Genomic DNA, 17,583 nt, shown 5'->3' on the forward strand with positions numbered 1-17,583 from the left:
CTGCGATCAGCTGGCGCGATTGGCTTGCTGGATGATGAGCGAACGAAAGACTTCGTTGGAGATGCCGACGCCGCCGGCCTTGGCGAAGGACTTCGAATATTCGTCTGTCAGCATCGAGCGCCATGCGCCGGTGCCGGTGGTATCGCCGAACGGGCCTTCGCCCTTGATGCCTGATGTCATCTGCGAAAACATCGTGTTGATGAACATCGCCTCGAAGTCTTCGGACTGCTTGCGCGTCTTGGCCTGAGCTTGTGGCGACACTTTGTGCAGGGCATCGATCAGGGTCTGATCGGGGCGGCCATTGATGGTCGGGTGCTTGGCCTGATAGGCGGCGACGGCGGTGTTGACGTTCATCACATCACCTCGATGTCGGCCTGGATGGCGCCCGCGGCCTTGATGGCCTGCAGGATGCCGATCAGGTCGCGCGGGCCGATGCCGAGTCCGTTGAGGCCGTCGACGAGCTGCTGCAGCGAAACGCCGTCCTTCACCAATGCGAACTTCTTGCCGTCCTCGGTCACGCCGACACGCGTGCTTGGCGTGACGACAGTGCGGCCGTTGGAGAATGCATTGGGCTGGCTGACATTGGCGCTCTCCGAAATCGTCACGGTGAGATTGCCTTGCGCCACGGCGACAGTGGCGACGCGCACGTCACGGCCCATCACGATGATGCCGGAGCGTTCGTCGATGATGATCTTGGCGGCCAGATCCGGTTCGACCTGCAGCTGCTCGATCTCGGTGAGCAGCGCGACGACGTTGCCCTTGAACTCCGGCGGGATCGACAGCTGCACGGTGGAGGGATCGATCGGCTCGGCGGTCTTGGATCCCAGGAAGTCGTTGACGGCGGCGGCAATGCGCTTGGCGGTGGTAAAGTCGGGGTTGCGCAAAGCAAGGCGCACATTGGGCAGGCGGTTCAGCGCAAATTCGATCTCGCGCTCGATAATGGCACCATTGGCGATGCGGCCAACGGTCGGCACGCCGCGGGTGATGCTGGCGGCAGCGCCTTCGGCGGCAAAACCGTTGATGGCGAGGGAGCCCTGGGCGACGGCGTAGACATTGCCGTCGGCGCCGAGCAGGGGGGTGACCAGCAGGGTGCCGCCGGTCAGATTCTTGGCATCGCCGAGCGCCGAGACGGTGACGTCCATGCGGGTGCCCTGGGTGCCGAAGGCGGGCAGGTTGCCGGTGACCATGACGGCGGCGACGTTGCCGGTGCGCAGCGTCTGGCCACGAATGTTGACGCCCATGCGTTCCAGCATTGCCTGCAGCGACTGGCGGGTGAACGGGATGTTGTTGAGGGTGTCGCCGGTGCCGTTGAGGCCGACCACGAGACCGTAGCCGATCAGCTGATTCTGCCGGACGCCTTCGATATTGGCGAGATCCTTGATCCGCGACGTCGCATGTGCCGACACCGCCTGCATGAGCAGCACGAGCAGCACCGCACAGGCCGTCTGACAGAATCGGATCGAAGGTAGGCTCGGCATCCTCTGCTCCCCGCTGAGGTCTTCACTGGACCGCTCGCCACTCCCATGACGACGATCCGACTTTCATTATGCGAGGGCCGTGCCAGTGTTTCGAAGAGCTTTAAGGCATTGATTTATAATAGGAATGATGAGGAGTTTCGGGCCGGGCGAGTGGCCTGCGCCCCGGCGAATGTGCCGCCTGCGGCAGATTTTGCCGGGCCGTTTACGATTGATTAACCATAAAAGACGACCTTTCCGGTTGGAGGTCCGTTTACGCTCGCGATGGTACTGAGCGAACGGCAAGCCGCCGTGGGCCGGGATTGGCCATCACCCTCGCTGGACACGCCGATGCGCATTTACGGACCGAACGGCACTACATTCGGAGCCCCGTCGTCAGGAGCGAAGAAAACCAGTTCGACCGGGTTTTCGTTGCCTGATGCGACACCGACCTCCGAGACCAAACCGACCGTAGCGCCCCGGGCGGCCAACAGTATCGATGCGCTTCTGGCCATGCAGAGCGTCGAAGATCCCATGGAGCGTCGCAAGCGCTCGGTGAAGCGCGGCCGCGGCGCGCTCGATGTCCTCGATGAACTCAAGATCGGCCTGCTCGCGGGCTCGATCAATCCGGCCATGGTGGCGCGGTTGCGCAGTGCAGCAGCCAATCTCAAGGAATCATCCGGCGACCCCGGTCTGGACGCCGTGCTTTCCGAGATCGAGCTGCGGGTCGAAGTTGAGCTGGCCAAGGCTGGCCAGGTCTGATCCGCTCGGAGCGGCCCCAAGTCCGGCTGTAGCCCGTATAAGCGCCGTTTAGCCTTCCACAGCCCTTTGACCAAAGACCGGGCCGGGCTGCTGCCACATGCTGCAGCAGCACGGTTCCGGCCCTGAAACCCGGCGGTGGATGGCCGTTCCGGAGGTATCCTGACGTTATTGTCTGTCACATGACCTAGCTATATAAGCTGCGGCGCGGCCGGTCATTTCCGGCGCCTTGCACGCATAGATGGATTGGCCTTGGACAAGTTGAAAAGCTATCGCCCCTCCGAAAAAGAGCCTTTCATGAACGACCGGCAGCGCGACTATTTCCGCGCGAAATTGCTGGCCTGGAAGGAAGAAATCCTCCGTGAATCGAAACTCACCCTGCAGGCTTTGCAGGAGGAGAACGTCAATCACCCCGACCTCGCCGACCGGGCATCGTCGGAAACCGACCGCGCGATCGAACTGCGAGCGCGCGACCGGCAGCGCAAGCTGATCTCCAAGATCGACGCCGCGCTGCTGCGGATCGAGGATAATACCTACGGCTATTGCGAGGAGACCGGCGAGCCGATCTCACTCAAGCGGCTTGAAGCCCGCCCGATCGCAACACTCTCCGTGGAAGCCCAGGAGCGCCACGAGAAGCGCGAAAAGGTCTATCGCGACGAATAGTCTTTCCGATGTCAAACGGCCGCCCCTTGGGCGGCCGTTTGACATTTCGGAATTCCGAATGTGCATCGCGCACGCAGCGCGATGCGGCATGTCGCAGTCACTGCACTGCAGCACGATGACATTTTAAAACACGCGAATATGAACGTCATCATTCCCCAATAGGACGTAGGCTGGGCCCAGAAAAAAAGGGAGGATGAATGATGGCTGCGCCTGCCTCTTATGATCCCGATACGATTGCGCTGATGCGCAACGTTCTCCAGAAGGTCGTCGCGAAGGTGCCTGAGCAGCACCGCACCTCCTGCAATCAGGCTGCCATCGCCTCGCGCATCCTGGCGACTGCGGCGCAGGGCCGGCGCTCCGAAGATGTCCTGACGACGGAAGCTCTGGCCGAGGTGAAGGAGATTTTCACCGGGCCCGCCGGGATGAGGCGGCTCCACGAGGATCTCACCAAGGTTTTTGGCTGAGTTTAGAAGTCCGATGGAAATTACAAGCAAGCATCAGTTCGCTGCAGCGACACCGTGCGTGCTTGCCAAGCCGAATGGTGATCGCTACCCGCATCGCTGATGTCTCGACATGAATTGTTCGACCAGCGAAGGGGGCACCGATGGAAAAATATCTCGCGATCGCCGAAATCCTGGCCTACGTCCGCCATAACCGCACGCCGCTCACCGTGTTGCCGCCAGACGCGGTCCCGCATGACGAAGCTGACGGCTATCGCGTGCAGGACGCGCTTCACAATTTGCTGTCACCCGATTTCGGTTTGCAGGTCGGTTACAAGATCGGCTGCACCAGTGCGGTGATGCAGCAATATCTCGGTATTTCGCATCCTTGCGCCGGCGGACTCTATATGGGCGGTGTTCATACCGCCGGAACGTCGCTGCGCTACAACGACTATGTACATGTCGGCGTGGAGTGTGAAATTGCGGTCCAGTTCGCGAACGATCTGATGCCGTCGGGCGAGCCGTTCACGGCCGATGATGTCGCAACAGCGATCGATGCCTATCATCCGGCTATCGAGATCGTCGATGATCGTTATGCGGACTGGCGCAGCATGGATGCGCCGACACTGATCGCGGATGATTTCTTTGCGGCAGGATGTGTTCTGGGGGTGCCTGTTGCTCGTGGCAAGGCGCCTGATCTTCTGTCGGTGATTGGACGTGCCGTCGTCAACGGCACGGAAGTGGGGCGCGGCAACGGCGCCGATGTTCTTGGCCATCCACATCATGCACTGGCCTGGCTTGCCAACCATCTCGCGGCCCGAGGCAAAATATTGCGCGCCGGGGACTTCGTGCTGACGGGTAGTCTTGTGCAGACAGCATGGCTCAATGCTGGCGATCACGTCCGGATGGAGTTGCTGGGATTGGGCAGTGTCGAGGTGGATTTCAAGAGCTGACCGCAGCGCTTCGCCTGGCCGCGTTTAGAGTCTGTCCAGAACGACGACGGCCTTCCGCCAGGGGAGCTGACGGAAGGCCGCGCGTGAACACCTCATCGCATGGGAGCACGATGAGATGTGGGAGCTCATAACGTTAGAAGGGTAGCAGCACGTCCATCACTTGCTGGCCGTAGCGCGGCTGCTGGACGTCCGAAATCTGACCGCGACCGCCATAGGCGATGCGGGCCTGGGCGATCTTGGCGCTGTCGATGGTGTTGTCGCTCTGAATGTCTTCTGGACGCACGATGCCGGCGACGATCAGTTCGCGGATCTCGTAGTTGACGCGGATTTCCTGCTTGCCCTCGACCACGAGATTGCCGTTCGGCAGCAATTGGGTGACGACAGCGGCGACGCTGGTTTGCAACGCTTCCTGCCGTGCGACCGATCCCTTGCCGTCGCTCGACGACGATCCATCAGCCGTCAGCAGACGGCCGGGCAGGACCGAGGCAGCCGAACCTGTCAGCAGCTTGCTGCCCGCAAAGTCGGTGATCCCCGAGTTTTCCGTATTGGTGCGGCTGCGCTGGGTCTCGTTGGCGATATTGGCCTTGTCGGTAAAGTTCACGGTGACCGTCAGAATGTCGCCGATCTGGCGTGCGCGCTGATCCTTGAAGAACGCGCGTGATCCGCTGCGCCACAGGGAGTTGGCGTTGTAGGATGCGACCTCCGGCTTTGGCATTGGCATCTGCACCGGCTTGTAGCCGGGCTGCGTCGTCGGGTTTTCGATCGCCGTGAGCGCAGGCTTCTCTCCGATGGACGCGAGACGGTCGATCGATGAACAGCCGCTGGCAGCAAGGCCGACCGTCAGAAGCGCAGCGCCGGTGGCGAAGGGACGATGGAACTGGAACATCAACTTTACTCAGCTTTTCGAGAAACAGGCACGTGGTCGTTGGCAGCAAGCGCGACGGGAGAGGTGGCAGCGGGAGAGTCGGTCAGGGGAGGTCTGGCCTGGGAGATTTTTTCGGACGGGAGAGACTCGCGGGTTGGGGCAAGAGTTGGCGCGGGAGTTTCTACTTGCGCGGGGAGACGCGGCGATGGAGCGGAGACGGCGACCTGGCCGCGACCGACCACGACACCGGAGACGGTGCGCTTGGACTGCAGGTTGATCACATTGACCACGTCGCCTTCGGTGCCGCCTTCGATGGCCTTGCCGCGGAGCGTGAGGTAGAGCCCGGCGGTTTCGTAGATCAGCGTCACCGCCTGATCGCGGGTGACGAGGTCAGGCTTGGCGAGGTCGGCATTGCGGATTGCCTGACCGGCGCGCAATTGGCGGCGGCTCTGCATGCCCACGGCGCGGTCGCGCGTTACGCCATCGTTGCCGACTTCGGCTTTCGGGCGACGCTCGACGACAACATCGGAAGATTTCAGCACTTCATTGCGTTCGACGCCGCGGACCAGCACCGCCGCTTCCACCGTCTCAACGGCACTGCCGGTGAAACGCAGCTTGGTGGCAGACACGTTGGAGTCGTTGCCGATCGCAAAGGTGACGTCGAAACGGCCGCTGCGCGCGTCGAACCGGGCCGCGACGGGCTGCAACGCGCCGGTATTGCTGGCGTCGAGCTGCAGGCCCTGGACTTCGCGATCGAAGGTCAGGCTCAGATTGGCGGCGGCACCAAGGCCATGGCGGTTCTCCAGCGCCTGCGCGACCTGATTCTCGATATCCTTGCTGTCGATGCTGCGCGACAGCCGCGTCACGGTGATGGACTTGAGCTCGCGTGTATCGACGCCGATCACCTGATGCTGCCGCAACGCCGCGATGACCTGCGCGGTCGAAAGCGTCCCGACGGTGCCGAGGTCGGGCGCCCGATAGATCGCGATCTGCGCGGTGGGGCCGGCATTGTCGATGACGTCGCCAATCCGCACCACGTCGCTGGACACCGTGACATTGGCGCGCAGTGTCGGCGATGCGATGACCTCGTCGCGCTGCGCCTGGCCGAGCGCAGCGGTGGCCGCTGCAGCGAGCAGGGCGCTGGCGAGGAGAAGCGAACGCATGGCTGATGTCATGATCATTCTCCTCAGCGGAACATGCCGGCGGTGGATTGCAGCATCTGGTCGGCCGCGCTGATGACCTTGGCGTTCATCTCATAGGCGCGCTGCGCGGCGATCAGGTCCGAGATTTCGGTGACGACTTCGACATTGGCCATTTCGAGGTTGCGCTGCTGCATGTCGCCGAAGCCGTCGGCATTGGCGACGCCGTCCTGCGGTGGGCCGGAGGCAGGTGTTTCGGTGAACAGGTTGTCACCGATCGAATTGAGACCGGCCTTGTTGATGAAGCGGGTGAGGCTGATCTGGCCGAGCACGGTCGGGGTCGTCGAACCTGGCACGATGACCGAGACCTGGCCCTGGGCATTGATCGAGAGTTGCGACGATGCGGACGGAATCGAGATCGTCGGCTGCAGCAGGTTGCCCTGCGCGTTGACGATGCGGCCCTGCTGGTCAGTGGAAAACGTACCATCGCGGGTATAGGCGAAGGTGCCGTCGGTGAGCTGGATCTTGAAGAAGCCTTCACCGCGGACCGCGATATCGAGATCGCCGCCGGTGGCAGACAGTGTGCCTTGTGTCATCAAGCGCGGAGTGCCGACGGTCTTCACGCCGCCGCCGATGTCGACGCCGACAGGGATGACCGTGCCTTGGTCCGATGCCTGCGCACCGACGCGACGAACGTGATCGTAGATGAGGTCCTGGAACGCCGCCCGCTGCTTCTTGAAGCCGGTCGTGCGCATATTGGCGATATTGTTCGAGATGACCTGGACGTTGAGTTCCTGGGCCGCCATCCCGGTCGCTGCAGTGTAAAGAGCGCGCATGGGTCAGATTCCTTAAGCCGGAACGTCGGCAAGTTTTTCGATGGCGGAGCGCCGCGCGTCGCCCTGCGACTGCAGCATGTTGGACAGCTCGGTATAGGCGCGGGTGACGTCGATCATCCGGGTCATCTCGACGACCGAGCTGACGTTCGACTTTTCGATAAAGCCCTGATTGAGCTTCGACGTGGTGGATGGCTGCGGATTGGCGCCGGGACCGGCCGAGAACAGGTTGGAACCTTCCTTCACCAGCCGCTGGGGCTGCGCGAAGTTGACCATGCGAATCTTGCCACGCACGGAGTCGATGCGATTGATGCCTTCGAGCACCGTGACCGTGCCGTCCTGCGAGATGTTGATGTCGTGGTCGGTCTGCTGGAATACGATCGGGCCATTGGCGCCAAGCACCGGTGCGCCCGCCGCTGTCACGAGCTGGCCCTGCGAATTGATCTGCAGGCCGCCGTCGCGGGTGTAGCGCTCGCCGTTCGGGGTCTGCACCGCGAGGAAGGCGTTGCCGTCGATGGCGACATCCAGCGGATTCTTGGTCTGCTCGGTCGCGCCGCCGGTGAAATCATGCATCGTGGCGCGGTCCTGCACGAAGGACACGCGGCGGTCGCGACCGACGAAGTTGTCTTCGCGGGCGGCCGGGCTCAGATATTCCTCGAAAATCGTCCGCTCGGCCTTGAAGCCGCTCGTGTTGATATTCGCAATGTTGTTCGCCACGACGTCCATCTGACGCCGAAGCGTCATCTGCCGCGACAGTCCGACGAGAAGCATATTCTCCATCGGTGGTTCTCCCCTAAGTTCCCGCGGTTCGCTCTCCCAAGCTCGCCGTGGATCCCGTAAACCGCACAGCTCTCCCAAGCCGCGGTTCGCAGACTACGTAGCGAAAGCCGTGCCAAGCTAAAAAGATGATATTTTTCAGTTTGTTGGTAGTTTTAGGGGCGTGAAAACGGGCGGCAGAAAGGTCTTGTTGACCATATTTGCCGGCAAAATTTTCCTAGTTGAGCGTCAAAAGAAAGATTCCGTTAACCATTGCGACCTAGCGTCACGATCACACAGGGCCTTGGGCGCTGGCAGCATTTGTATCGCGTCTTTAAAGCCTGCTTTGCAGCATCGAGCTCATCCCAACCCCGGACGGGCAGGCGATGGCGGATACGGAAACTTCAGAAAGCACCCCGACCGGGGACGAGGCGGCAGCTCCCAAGAGCAAATTCAAGTTGATCGCAATCGTCGTGGGCGTGCTGGTGCTTGCTGCGGGCGGTGGCGGCTGGTTCTTCCTGAAGGGGCATTCCAAGGAAGAGAAGAAAGAGGCGGCGCCGGCTGCGAAGCCGCTCGCCTTCATCGATGTGCCGGAGATCCTGGTGAACCTTGCCGGTCAGCCCGGCGAGCGCGTGCAATATCTCAAGGCCAAGATCGTGCTCGAGGTGAAGGAAGCGCCGTTGGTGGCGCAGATCACGCCGTCGATGCCGCGCATCACCGACATGTTCCAGGTTTACCTGCGCGAACTGCGCACCACCGATCTGAACGGCTCCGTTGGCATGTTCCGGCTGAAGGAAGAGCTGACGCGGCGCGTCAATGCTGCGATCTCGCCCCATCACGTGAACGCCGTGCTGTTCAAGGAAATCCTCATTCAGTGAGGAATTGGATTTAGGCTGATGTCACCCGAACAGGTCGATCAGGACGCAATTGCCGCCGAATGGGAAGCGTCTCTGGATTCAGAGGATCCCGTTGAGGCGGCGAAAGCGGCTGCCGAAAACGAACTCACCGGCACCATGGCGGAGCAATGGGCCGCCATGGTCGAGGACGGCGGTCGCGATATTGGCGGCGGCAAGAACGGCGGCGAGCGCGTTCTCTCGCAGGAAGAAATCGACAACCTTCTCGGCTTCAGCGTCAACGAGGTCCATCTCGACGAGAATTCCGGCATTCGCGCCATCATCGATTCCTCGATGGTGTCGTATGAGCGTCTGCCGATGCTCGAAATCGTGTTCGACCGTCTGGTGCGGTTGATGACCACGAGCCTGCGCAATTTCACCTCCGACAACGTCGAAGTCTCGCTCGATCGCATCACTTCGGTGCGCTTCGGCGATTATATGAATTCGATTCCGCTGCCTGCCGTGCTGTGCGTGTTCAAGGCAGAGGAGTGGGAGAATTTTGGTCTCGCCACCGTCGATTCCAGCCTGATCTATTCGATGATCGACGTATTGCTCGGCGGCCGTCGAGGTCAGGCCTCGCTGCGCATCGAGGGCCGTCCCTATACCACCATCGAAACCAATCTGGTGAAGCGCCTTATCGAAGTCGTGTTGGCCGACGCTGAACAGGCGTTCCGGCCGCTGTCGCCGGTGAGCTTCAACATCGACCGGCTTGAGACCAATCCGCGTTTCGCCGCCATCAGCCGTCCAGCCAACGCCGCCATCTTGGTGCGCCTGCACATCGACATGGAAGACCGCGGCGGCAATATCGAATTGCTGCTGCCCTATGCGACGATCGAACCGATCCGCGCCGTGCTCATGCAGATGTTCATGGGCGAAAAATTCGGCCGTGATCCGATCTGGGAAAGCCATCTCGCCACTGAAATTGCTCAGGCCGAGATCGCCGTCGATGCGGTGTTGTATGAGGCGGAGATCCCGTTGAAGCAGCTGATGCTTCTCAAAGTGGGCGATACGCTGCCGCTGGAAATGCGGGCCGATGCCCTTGTTGCCGTGCGTTGCGGAGCCGTGACCTTGACTGAAGGTCGCATGGGCCGTGTCGGCGACCGCGTTGCCATTCGAGTCACGAAACAATTACGCAAGCCTAACACAACCTTCGCCATGTTTGAGAAGGCTGACGAGCAAACTAAATTAATGGAGGCACAATGAGTCATTCATTAGGAATTGTGATCGAGAGCCTGGTTGCGGTGCTTCTGATCCTGACCATCGCCTATTGCATGCTGCTCAATAAGCGCCTGAAGCGCCTCAAGGCGGACGAACAATCGTTGAAGGCCACGATCGGCGAGCTCATCACCGTGACTGAGATTGCCGAGCGTGCGATCGGCGGACTCAAGCATACCGTGCGCGACGTCAATGAGAATCTCGGCAGCCAGATTTCGGCGGCAACGGCGCTGGCCGAACAGCTGAAAGCCCAGCTCGCCGAGAGCGACGCTGTCGTACGCCGGCTGTCGAAGATCGCGGTGGCGGCACGGCCGCTCACCGAAACCGACCCTGATGCGCCGCGGGTGTCCGCAGCGCGGGCCAATGCCGCGGCAGCGCAGGCGTTCGCCGAGCGGAGGAGGCCTGACGGCATCGCTGCATGAAAGCTTTTCGGGACGTTCGTATTCTTCCTGTCGTCTTGGTGGCGGTTTTCGGGCTGGCGATTCTCAAGATCGCCGGCCTGGTGATCGATGGCGGCTACGTGTTCAACTACGATCCGCAGCCTCAGCCTACGAAAGGATCGTGGGCGCAGGAGATGTTCAACTTCCCGGGCGGCAAGCCAGCGGACGGCGACATTACCGGCTCGGTGTCAGCCAAGAAGGAAGAGCCGAAGCCCGCGGTAGCAGCGCCTGCAGCGATCGAACCGACTAGCAACCCGCCTGTCGAACTGTCTCCTCAAATCTCGCCGGCTGAACGGGCGATCCTTGAACGGCTGCAAGCGCGCCGTCAGGAACTGGAAGCGCGTGCACGTGAGATCGACATTCGCGAGAGCCTGCTGAAGGCTGCCGAGAAGCGCATCGAAACCCGTGTCGATGAATTGAAGGGCGTCGAAGCCGGTATCAAGACGGCGAACGACCAGAAGAGCGAAGTCGACGCTGCCCGCTTCAAGGGCATCGTCACCATGTATGAAAGCATGAAGCCGAAGGACGCCGCGAAGATCTTCGACCGGCTGGAAATGCCGGTGCTGTTCGAGATCGCCTCGCAGATCGCGCCTCGGAAGATGTCCGACATTCTCGGTCTGATGCAGCCGGAGGCCGCTGAACGCCTCACCGTTGAACTGGCGCGCCGCGCCTCGGGCGGCGAACGATCTGCCGCGGCGGTGGAACTGCCCAAGATCGAAGGCAGGCCGATCCAGCAGGGCCGGAATTAAAGAAATTAATTAACAAATCCTTAGAGCGCGGAATCTAGATTCGACACAGGGCGGGCGACTGGTCGTCCTTCGAGCATCGGGCTGAGAGACACTTCTGAATGGCACGGACGGCTGCCGTTGCATGTTGGACGCAAGCTCGCGCATGGACGCGGGCCGTTCGACGTTGTGCGGTCCTCGCGGGCATTGTCTGTTTTGCGCTGTCGTTCCCGGATGCCGCATCTGCGCAAGCGGTGAGGGGCACCGCCAGCATGGGCACGTCGGGCGGTTATGGCCGCATCGTGTTGAAGCTCGCCGAGGATGTGGAGTCCGAAGTGACGCAAGCCGGCACCATTCTCGTCATTCGCTTCAAGCGGCCGGTCGATATTCCTGTCGAGATTCTCGGCGACGCCGCCCCCGACTATATCGGCTCCGCGCGCCGCGATCCCGATGGCACGGCGATCCGTCTCGCTTTGTCACGCAGGGTGACTGTCAATTCGATGACGGCGGGCGAGCGCATCTTCATCGATCTGTTGCCCGACACCTGGAAAGGCATGCCGCCCGGTTTGCCGCAGGATGTGGTCAAGGAATTGTCGGAGCGTGCGCGCATGGCAGAGCGCGCCTTGCGCCAGCAACGCGCTGCCGCGGAAAGCCAGAAGAAGCCGCCGATCCGCGTACGCGCATCCGTGCAGCCGACCTTCGTGCGCTTCGTGTTCGAGACCGGCGGTGTCGGTGTATCGTCGGTGCTGAACGAGAAGACGCTGACGCTCACCTTCAATGCCGGTCTGGTGTTCGATCTCGCCGATGCCAAACTGTCCGCACCCGCTAATGTTGCATCGATCGGTCAGGCGATGGACGGCAACCGGACCGCGGTCGAGATCAGCTTGATCGGCGACGTCGATGTGAAGTCGTTCCGCGAGGACAAGAGCTACGTCGTCGACATCGGCTTCCAGCAGAACGAAAAGCCGTCGCCGCTGGCCAAGCTGCCAGTGGCTGCTCCTGTGGACGAGAAACCGCCGGTCGCGGCGAAGCCTCCTGAGGTCGAAAAACCCGCCAGCGTCCCGGCACAGCGCTCCGGCGAGATCGTGCCGCCGAGCTCCGAAATGATCGCGAAAGAGATCGTTTCGGAGAAGAAAGTCGAGGTTGCGACGGCTGCACCGGCAGCGCCCGTCGCGGCAGCGAAGCCGGAAGAGCCAAAGCCCGAGGCGGCCAAGGTCGCTGAAGCACCCAAGCCTGCGCCGGCAGCTGAGCCTGTTGTCGCGGTTCCCGCGAAAGAAACACCGCCGCCAGCGCCTGTCGTTGCGGCGGCCCCTGCTGCTGCACCCGTTGCTGCTGCGCTGACCGAACCGGCGGGCATGCCGGTTGAGGTCAAGCGCAGCAGCGACGGCGTGCGCATAGCCTTTGCCTTTCCATCGCAAACGCCGATCGCTTTGTTTCGCCGCGGCGATATCCTGTGGCTGGTGGCAGATTCGACGCGGCCCATCGACACCGCGCCGATCCGCCGCGATAGCGGATCGATCATTGCCGATGTGAGCACGATCCCGCTGGAGAAGGGGCAGGCGATCCGCATCCGCCTCAATCGCCCGCAATTGGCCTCTCTCACGACCGACGATCCCGCCGGCGCAGGCCAGGCCTGGTCGCTGATGCTCGCCGACACCCGGCAGACACCGTCGCAGCCGTTGTCCGCGGTGCGTAACATTGCCGATCCCTCGCGTGCCAGCGTGCAGGTGCCATTGGCCAAGCCCGGTCTGAAGCATCGCCTGGTCGATCCGGATGCTGGCGACACGCTCAACATCATCACCGCGTTGCCGCCATCGCGCGGGTTCATCCGCCGGCAGGACTTCGTCGAATTCTCGATGCTGGAATCCATCCACGGCGTCGTGGTTCAGGTGAACTCCGACGACGTGTCCGTTGAAGCCAGTATCGACAAGGTGATGCTCACAAAGCCCGGTGGCCTGACGCTGTCGGCCGCCGATGCAGCGCCGCAGCGTGCCTCGACGGTCGCCCGGCCGATCTTTGATGTCGGCCAGTGGCGCAAGGATCAGGAAGGCCCGTTCAACGCGCGCTTCGACGAGTTGATCAACGCGATGTCATCGGGCGAAGCTAGTTCGCTGCCGCAGGCGCGGATGGATCTGGCCAAATTCTACATGGCGCGCGGCATGTATCACGAGGCCAAGGGCGTCGCCGATCTCGCGATCGCGGACACCAAGGTCGGCGAGGAAAGCCCCGTGGCGCTGATCGTTCATGCGGTGGCCAGCGCGATGATGGGGCGTCCCGAACAGACCCTGAAGGATATCGCCAATCCGGTGCTCGGGCCGGGTTACGATGGCGAATTGTGGAAGGCGCTCGCCTACGCCAAACAGGAAAAATGGGTCGAAGCGCGCGAGCGTTTCAAGAATGCCGAATTCACGCTCGCGGCGCTGCCGGCCGATCTGCAGCGCGCGGCCTTGATGCTGGCGCTGCGGGCCTCGCTCGAAGTCAAGGACTATGCCGGCGCGTCGTCGCGCGGGAGTGAGCTCGAAACGGTCGGCATCTCGCCGGAGATCAAGCCTGCGGCCATGCTGCTCAGCGGCTGGCTCGATGAGGCGCTCGGCCGCGAGAAGGACGCGCTGTCGAAGTATCAGGACGTCACCGGTTCGGTGGATCGTCAATCCGCAGCGGAAGCCAAGCTGCGTGAAGTCAATTTGCGCCAGAAGCGCAACGAGATCAGCAACGAGGACGCGTTGCATGATCTCGAAGTGCTGGCAGTGACCTGGCGCGGCGACGGCACGGAAGTGCAGGTGCTGCAGATCCTGTCGCGCATGTATGCCGAACTCGGCCGCTACAATGACTCGCTGCTGGCCGCCCGCACGGCAACCGAGCGCCAAGCCAACAGCGAAGCCGCGCGCCAGGTGCAGGACGAAGCTCAGGCGTTGTTCTCGCAGATCTATCTCTCGCCAAAAGGCGACAGCCTGCCGCCGGTCGATGCGCTGGCGATGTTCTACGAGTTTCGCGAACTGACGCCGATCGGCCGCCGCGGTGACGAGATGATCCGCCGTCTCGCAGATCGTCTCGTAGCTGTCGATCTGCTCGATCAGGCCGCTGAGCTGCTGCAGTATCAGGTCGATCACCGTCTCGAAGGCGCTGCACGCTCGCAGGTCGCTGCGCGTCTGGCGATGGTTTATCTGATGAGCCGCAAGCCCGACCGCGCCATTGCCGCGCTGCGCACCACGCGTATCGCCGATCTCAATGGCGAACTACGCCAGCAGCGGCTGCTGCTTGAGGCGCGGGCGCAGAGTGACATCGGCCGCCGTGAGCTGGCTCTCGACATCATCTCTCATGTCAGCGGGCGCGAAGCGATCCGGCTCCGCTCGGATATCTACTGGTCGTCGCGGCGCTGGCGCGAAGCCTCCGAACAGATCGAACTCTATTATGGCGACCGCTGGCGGGATTTCTCGCCGCTGACGCCAAGCGAAAAGAGCGACATTATCCGTGCTGTCGTGGGTTATGCGCTGGCGGAAGACGCCCTCGGTCTCGCGCGCTTCCGCGAAAAGTATGCGCCGCTGATGAATGTCGGTGCCGACAAGATCGCCTTCGACACCGCGAGCAAGCCGACCTCGACGAACTCTTCGGAATTCGCCGCCATTGCCAAGATGGCCGCGTCCGTCGATACGCTCGACGGCTTCCTGCGCGAGATGAAGACGCGCTTCCCCGAAAGCAGCGCCAAGGCGATCCTGCCAGGTGCCAGTGCCGATCCGATGCCGACCGGCTCGCTGAAGCCGCAGCCGGTGGTCAATGTCCGCAAGATCGAGATGGCGCGGTAGGCGAGAACTTCGCTACTGTCCGTAACTCTGTACCAGACTGCCAGCGACCAGCGACCAGCCATCCACCAGCACGAAGAAGATCAGCTTGAACGGCAGTGACACCACCGCCGGTGGCAGCATCATCATGCCCATCGCCATCAAGACCGAGGCGACCACGAGGTCGATGATCAGGAACGGCAGGAACAGCAGGAAGCCGATCTCGAAGGCGCGCTTCAGCTCCGAGATCATGAAGGCCGGGACGAGGATGCGCAGCGACATGTCCTCGGGCGTTGCCGGGACTGGCTCGCCCGACAGGTCCATGAACAGCTTGAGATCCTTCTCGCGCACATTCTTTTGCATGAAGCCGCGCAGCGGAATGGATGCGCGCACCAAAGCCTGTTCGACGGTGATGTCGTTGGAGATCAGCGGCTTGATACCGTCGTCATAGGAACGTTGCAGCACTGGTCCCATCACGAAAGCCGTGAGGAACATCGCCAGCGCGATGATCACCGAGTTCGGCGGAGCCGTCGCGGTACCCAATGCGGTGCGCAGCAGCGACAGCACGACCACGATGCGTGTGAACGACGTCATCATGATCAGGATCGACGGTGCGATCGACAGCACCGTCAACAACGCGATCATCTGGACGGCACGTTCGGTGACGCCGCCGCCACCGCCGCCGAGATTGATGCTGATGTCCTGCGCTATCGCGGGACCTGTGAGGGTCCCGGCGGCGATCAGAACAGAAAGGAAAAATACTCTACGCGGGAGGTTCGCCGAACTCACGAATTGGACTTCGGCCGTCCCAGCAGGGAGGCCATCTCGTCTTCGAGATTTTCAAAACCCGATTTGACCGGCGGGACGACTGGCGGCGCCTCCGCACGGGCAGGGCTGGCGATCGAGACTTCCGGCGACCGCGAAGCTGGACGGATCGATGGTGCCTCAGGTGCCACCGACGGAGCGCCGACCCGGGGCTCGGGCACATCCTGGCGGATTTCGCCGGCAGGACGGCGCAAGGCTGCTTCGAGGCGCTGCGCCATGTCGGCGAGGTTCTGATCGGCAGACGACACGGCGGCTGCGGGAGCGGGCGTAGGGGCTGGCGTCGGTGCGGGGGGCGCGACGACGGGGGCGGGCGCCGGGGCAGTAACAACCGGAGCAGGCGGTGTCGGCGCTGCTGCGACGGGACGGTCCGGCGTGCGGGGCTGCGGCGTGGTGCGGATCGGCGGATCGGCACGCATCGGGCGCGGCATCATCGGCTCGCTACGTGGCATCTCGGCACGTGGCATTTCACTTCGCGGAATCGGCCGCTGCGGGAAAAGGTCGTTGCGTGGCGCCGGTTCGGGGCGCGGCGCAGGTTCCGGCGCGAGGCTGGCCACCGGATCGGGCCGACGCTCCGGCAAAGGCGCGGCCGGGCGGCGCGGCTCTTCGATAAAGGAGGGGCGCGCGGGACGCGGCGCCGGCTCCGGCGCATGCGGTTCGGAATCAAAGCCGGACTCGTTGCTCTCTGCCCAGCTCGGGGCTTCAGGCAGCGACGGGCCACGGCTTGCGACATCGGCGGCGAGGCCGCCGCGCTGCGGGGCCTGCTCGCGGCCGGGCATGGCGCGGACGATATTGGGCTCGACGACGATGTCCGACGGGCCACCGATCATCAGCAAATGTTCGACATTGTCGCGGCGGACCAGCACCAGGCGGCGGCGGCCGTCCACGGCGGCGGCGTCGATCACCGCAAGCCGCGGCAAGCGCCCGCGGCTGGTGTTGTTGCCCAGCCGGTTGCCGGCGAATCGGCGCACCAGCCAGGCGGTAAGCCCGATCAGCGCCAGCACGACAACGAAGGCCAAGATAAATTGCACCGATGATTGCATCATAAAGTCCCCAGCCAGACAGGGTGGCTGCAACGTCCACGTCCAGAGCTGCAGGTCACATAGCCCCGCACGCTTCGAACGCAGCGTGAATCACGCCCCATCTGTTAACGCCCCACGGCAGAACCTGCCGTTGGTTAATAATAAACTATGAATCGCTGCAGCCAAAACGACTTCTGCCGCCCCGTCGTATGGCCGATGGGGATGGTTAATCGGCCAATTCAGGCGAAAAAGCGTTGGCATTTGCGAAAAACGTCAATTTTGCAGCATTCATTTACGGTTCGGTAACAAGTACCACCGGAAATTAACTTCGTATTAACCATGCAGGCGGCAAATTCTGCCTAGCTCAGGACGCTCCGTCCGGGCAGGGCGGAGAAGGGCCGATGGCGATCAGCGACATGCCGATGTTGTCGGCGCTGCGCACCAAGATGCAGTGGCATCAGGAGCGCCAGCGTGTGCTGGCCGAAAATATCTCGAATTCGGACACGCCGAACTTTCGCCCCCGCGATCTCGTGGAACCGAAATTCGACAAGGCGGGGAACACGTCCGTCACCGCTGGCGGCATGGGCTCGCTGCCGATGATGCGGGCGTCCGGCACCAACATCCTGCCCACCGGGGGCTCGGCCTCCTTCAACCAGAACAGCCGGGTCGGCTACGAGACCCGCCCCGCCGGCAATGCCGTCAATCTGGAAGACGAGATGCTCAAGGTCTCGGCCAACCAGATGGACTATGCCGCCGCGACCTCGCTCTACACCCGCAGCCTCGGTCTGTTGAAGACCGCTATCGGCAAGCGCTGACGCCGCCGCG

The 17,583-nt window shown here is 62.5% G+C and carries 18 protein-coding genes; 10 read left to right on the forward strand and 8 right to left on the reverse strand.

Going from position 1 to position 17,583, the window contains the following annotated elements; all coding sequences use genetic code 11:
* Positions 1-6: 6 nt before the first annotated feature.
* Positions 7-354, reverse strand: a complete 348-nt coding sequence (flgJ, locus tag A4A58_RS20675; RefSeq protein ID WP_068735631.1) for a flagellar assembly peptidoglycan hydrolase FlgJ — start codon at positions 352-354, stop codon at positions 7-9.
* Positions 354-1,478 carry a flagellar basal body P-ring protein FlgI gene (locus A4A58_RS20680; RefSeq protein WP_068735632.1) on the reverse strand — a complete coding sequence of 375 codons (1,125 nt, stop codon included), beginning with the start codon at positions 1,476-1,478 and terminating at the stop codon, positions 354-356. The genes flgJ and A4A58_RS20680 overlap by 1 nt, the downstream gene beginning before the upstream one ends.
* A gap of 327 nt (positions 1,479-1,805) precedes the next feature.
* On the opposite strand from A4A58_RS20680, the gene A4A58_RS20685 reads away from it, so the two are divergent.
* The 4 genes from A4A58_RS20685 (at position 1,806) to A4A58_RS20700 (ending at position 4,269) form a co-directional block, all read left to right on the forward strand.
* The gene (locus A4A58_RS20685) at positions 1,806-2,216 is read left to right on the forward strand and encodes a flagellar assembly protein FliX (RefSeq protein ID WP_068736256.1); all 411 of its coding nucleotides are present in this window, start codon (positions 1,806-1,808) and stop codon (positions 2,214-2,216) included.
* A 249-nt stretch (positions 2,217-2,465) separates the two neighbouring features.
* Entirely contained in the window at positions 2,466-2,876 is a 411-nt protein-coding gene (gene dksA / locus A4A58_RS20690; protein ID WP_068735634.1) for an RNA polymerase-binding protein DksA, read from the forward strand.
* Positions 2,877-3,076: 200 nt separating this feature from the next.
* On the forward strand, positions 3,077-3,340 hold the full coding sequence (locus A4A58_RS20695) for a hypothetical protein (RefSeq protein WP_158005716.1): 264 nt from the start codon (positions 3,077-3,079) through the stop codon (positions 3,338-3,340).
* Between the two features lie 140 nt (positions 3,341-3,480).
* Positions 3,481-4,269: a 2-keto-4-pentenoate hydratase gene (locus tag A4A58_RS20700; protein ID WP_068735639.1), complete on the forward strand. Its 789-nt coding sequence runs from the start codon at positions 3,481-3,483 to the stop codon at positions 4,267-4,269.
* Positions 4,270-4,402: 133 nt separating this feature from the next.
* Here A4A58_RS20700 and flgH read toward each other — a convergent pair whose 3' ends face one another.
* Genes flgH through flgF form a run of 4 tightly spaced genes read right to left on the reverse strand, consistent with a single transcriptional unit; the run spans position 4,403 to position 7,886 of the window.
* Complete coding sequence (gene flgH / locus A4A58_RS20705) at positions 4,403-5,155, reverse strand: flagellar basal body L-ring protein FlgH (RefSeq protein WP_068736258.1); 753 nt, start codon at positions 5,153-5,155, stop codon at positions 4,403-4,405.
* Positions 5,156-5,160: 5 nt separating this feature from the next.
* Positions 5,161-6,315: a flagellar basal body P-ring formation chaperone FlgA gene (gene flgA / locus A4A58_RS20710; RefSeq protein ID WP_068735641.1), complete on the reverse strand. Its 1,155-nt coding sequence runs from the start codon at positions 6,313-6,315 to the stop codon at positions 5,161-5,163.
* Between the two features lie 5 nt (positions 6,316-6,320).
* A complete protein-coding gene (flgG, locus tag A4A58_RS20715) occupies positions 6,321-7,109 on the reverse strand; it encodes a flagellar basal-body rod protein FlgG (RefSeq protein ID WP_068735643.1) in 789 nt (262 codons plus the stop codon).
* A gap of 12 nt (positions 7,110-7,121) precedes the next feature.
* The gene (gene flgF, locus A4A58_RS20720; RefSeq protein ID WP_068735646.1) at positions 7,122-7,886 is read right to left on the reverse strand and encodes a flagellar basal-body rod protein FlgF; all 765 of its coding nucleotides are present in this window, start codon (positions 7,884-7,886) and stop codon (positions 7,122-7,124) included.
* 362 nt (positions 7,887-8,248) lie between these two features.
* Between flgF and fliL the strand changes: the two genes are divergently transcribed.
* The 5 genes from fliL (at position 8,249) to A4A58_RS20745 (ending at position 14,938) form a co-directional block, all read left to right on the forward strand.
* On the forward strand, positions 8,249-8,740 hold the full coding sequence (fliL, locus tag A4A58_RS20725; protein WP_068735648.1) for a flagellar basal body-associated protein FliL: 492 nt from the start codon (positions 8,249-8,251) through the stop codon (positions 8,738-8,740).
* An 18-nt stretch (positions 8,741-8,758) separates the two neighbouring features.
* On the forward strand, positions 8,759-9,958 hold the full coding sequence (gene fliM / locus A4A58_RS20730) for a flagellar motor switch protein FliM (protein WP_068735650.1): 1,200 nt from the start codon (positions 8,759-8,761) through the stop codon (positions 9,956-9,958).
* A complete protein-coding gene (locus tag A4A58_RS20735; RefSeq protein ID WP_068735652.1) occupies positions 9,955-10,392 on the forward strand; it encodes a DUF6468 domain-containing protein in 438 nt (145 codons plus the stop codon). Before fliM ends, A4A58_RS20735 begins: the two co-directional genes overlap by 4 nt.
* On the forward strand, positions 10,389-11,159 hold the full coding sequence (locus tag A4A58_RS20740; RefSeq protein WP_068735654.1) for a MotE family protein: 771 nt from the start codon (positions 10,389-10,391) through the stop codon (positions 11,157-11,159). Before A4A58_RS20735 ends, A4A58_RS20740 begins: the two co-directional genes overlap by 4 nt.
* Positions 11,160-11,407: 248 nt before the next feature.
* Positions 11,408-14,938 carry a tetratricopeptide repeat protein gene (locus A4A58_RS20745; protein ID WP_349509582.1) on the forward strand — a complete coding sequence of 1,177 codons (3,531 nt, stop codon included), beginning with the start codon at positions 11,408-11,410 and terminating at the stop codon, positions 14,936-14,938.
* 12 nt (positions 14,939-14,950) lie between these two features.
* Here A4A58_RS20745 and fliP read toward each other — a convergent pair whose 3' ends face one another.
* Both fliP and A4A58_RS20755 read right to left on the reverse strand, forming a co-directional pair.
* Entirely contained in the window at positions 14,951-15,703 is a 753-nt protein-coding gene (gene fliP, locus A4A58_RS20750) for a flagellar type III secretion system pore protein FliP (protein ID WP_068735658.1), read from the reverse strand.
* Positions 15,700-16,782, reverse strand: a complete 1,083-nt coding sequence (locus A4A58_RS20755; protein ID WP_068735660.1) for a flagellar biosynthetic protein FliO — start codon at positions 16,780-16,782, stop codon at positions 15,700-15,702. Before A4A58_RS20755 ends, fliP begins: the two co-directional genes overlap by 4 nt.
* Positions 16,783-17,159: 377 nt before the next feature.
* On the opposite strand from A4A58_RS20755, the gene flgB reads away from it, so the two are divergent.
* A complete protein-coding gene (flgB, locus tag A4A58_RS20760; RefSeq protein ID WP_068735662.1) occupies positions 17,160-17,573 on the forward strand; it encodes a flagellar basal body rod protein FlgB in 414 nt (137 codons plus the stop codon).
* Positions 17,574-17,583: the final 10 nt, after the last annotated feature.

The organism is Tardiphaga robiniae, from assembly GCF_001618955.1.
Taxonomy (GTDB): domain Bacteria; phylum Pseudomonadota; class Alphaproteobacteria; order Rhizobiales; family Xanthobacteraceae; genus Tardiphaga; species Tardiphaga robiniae_A.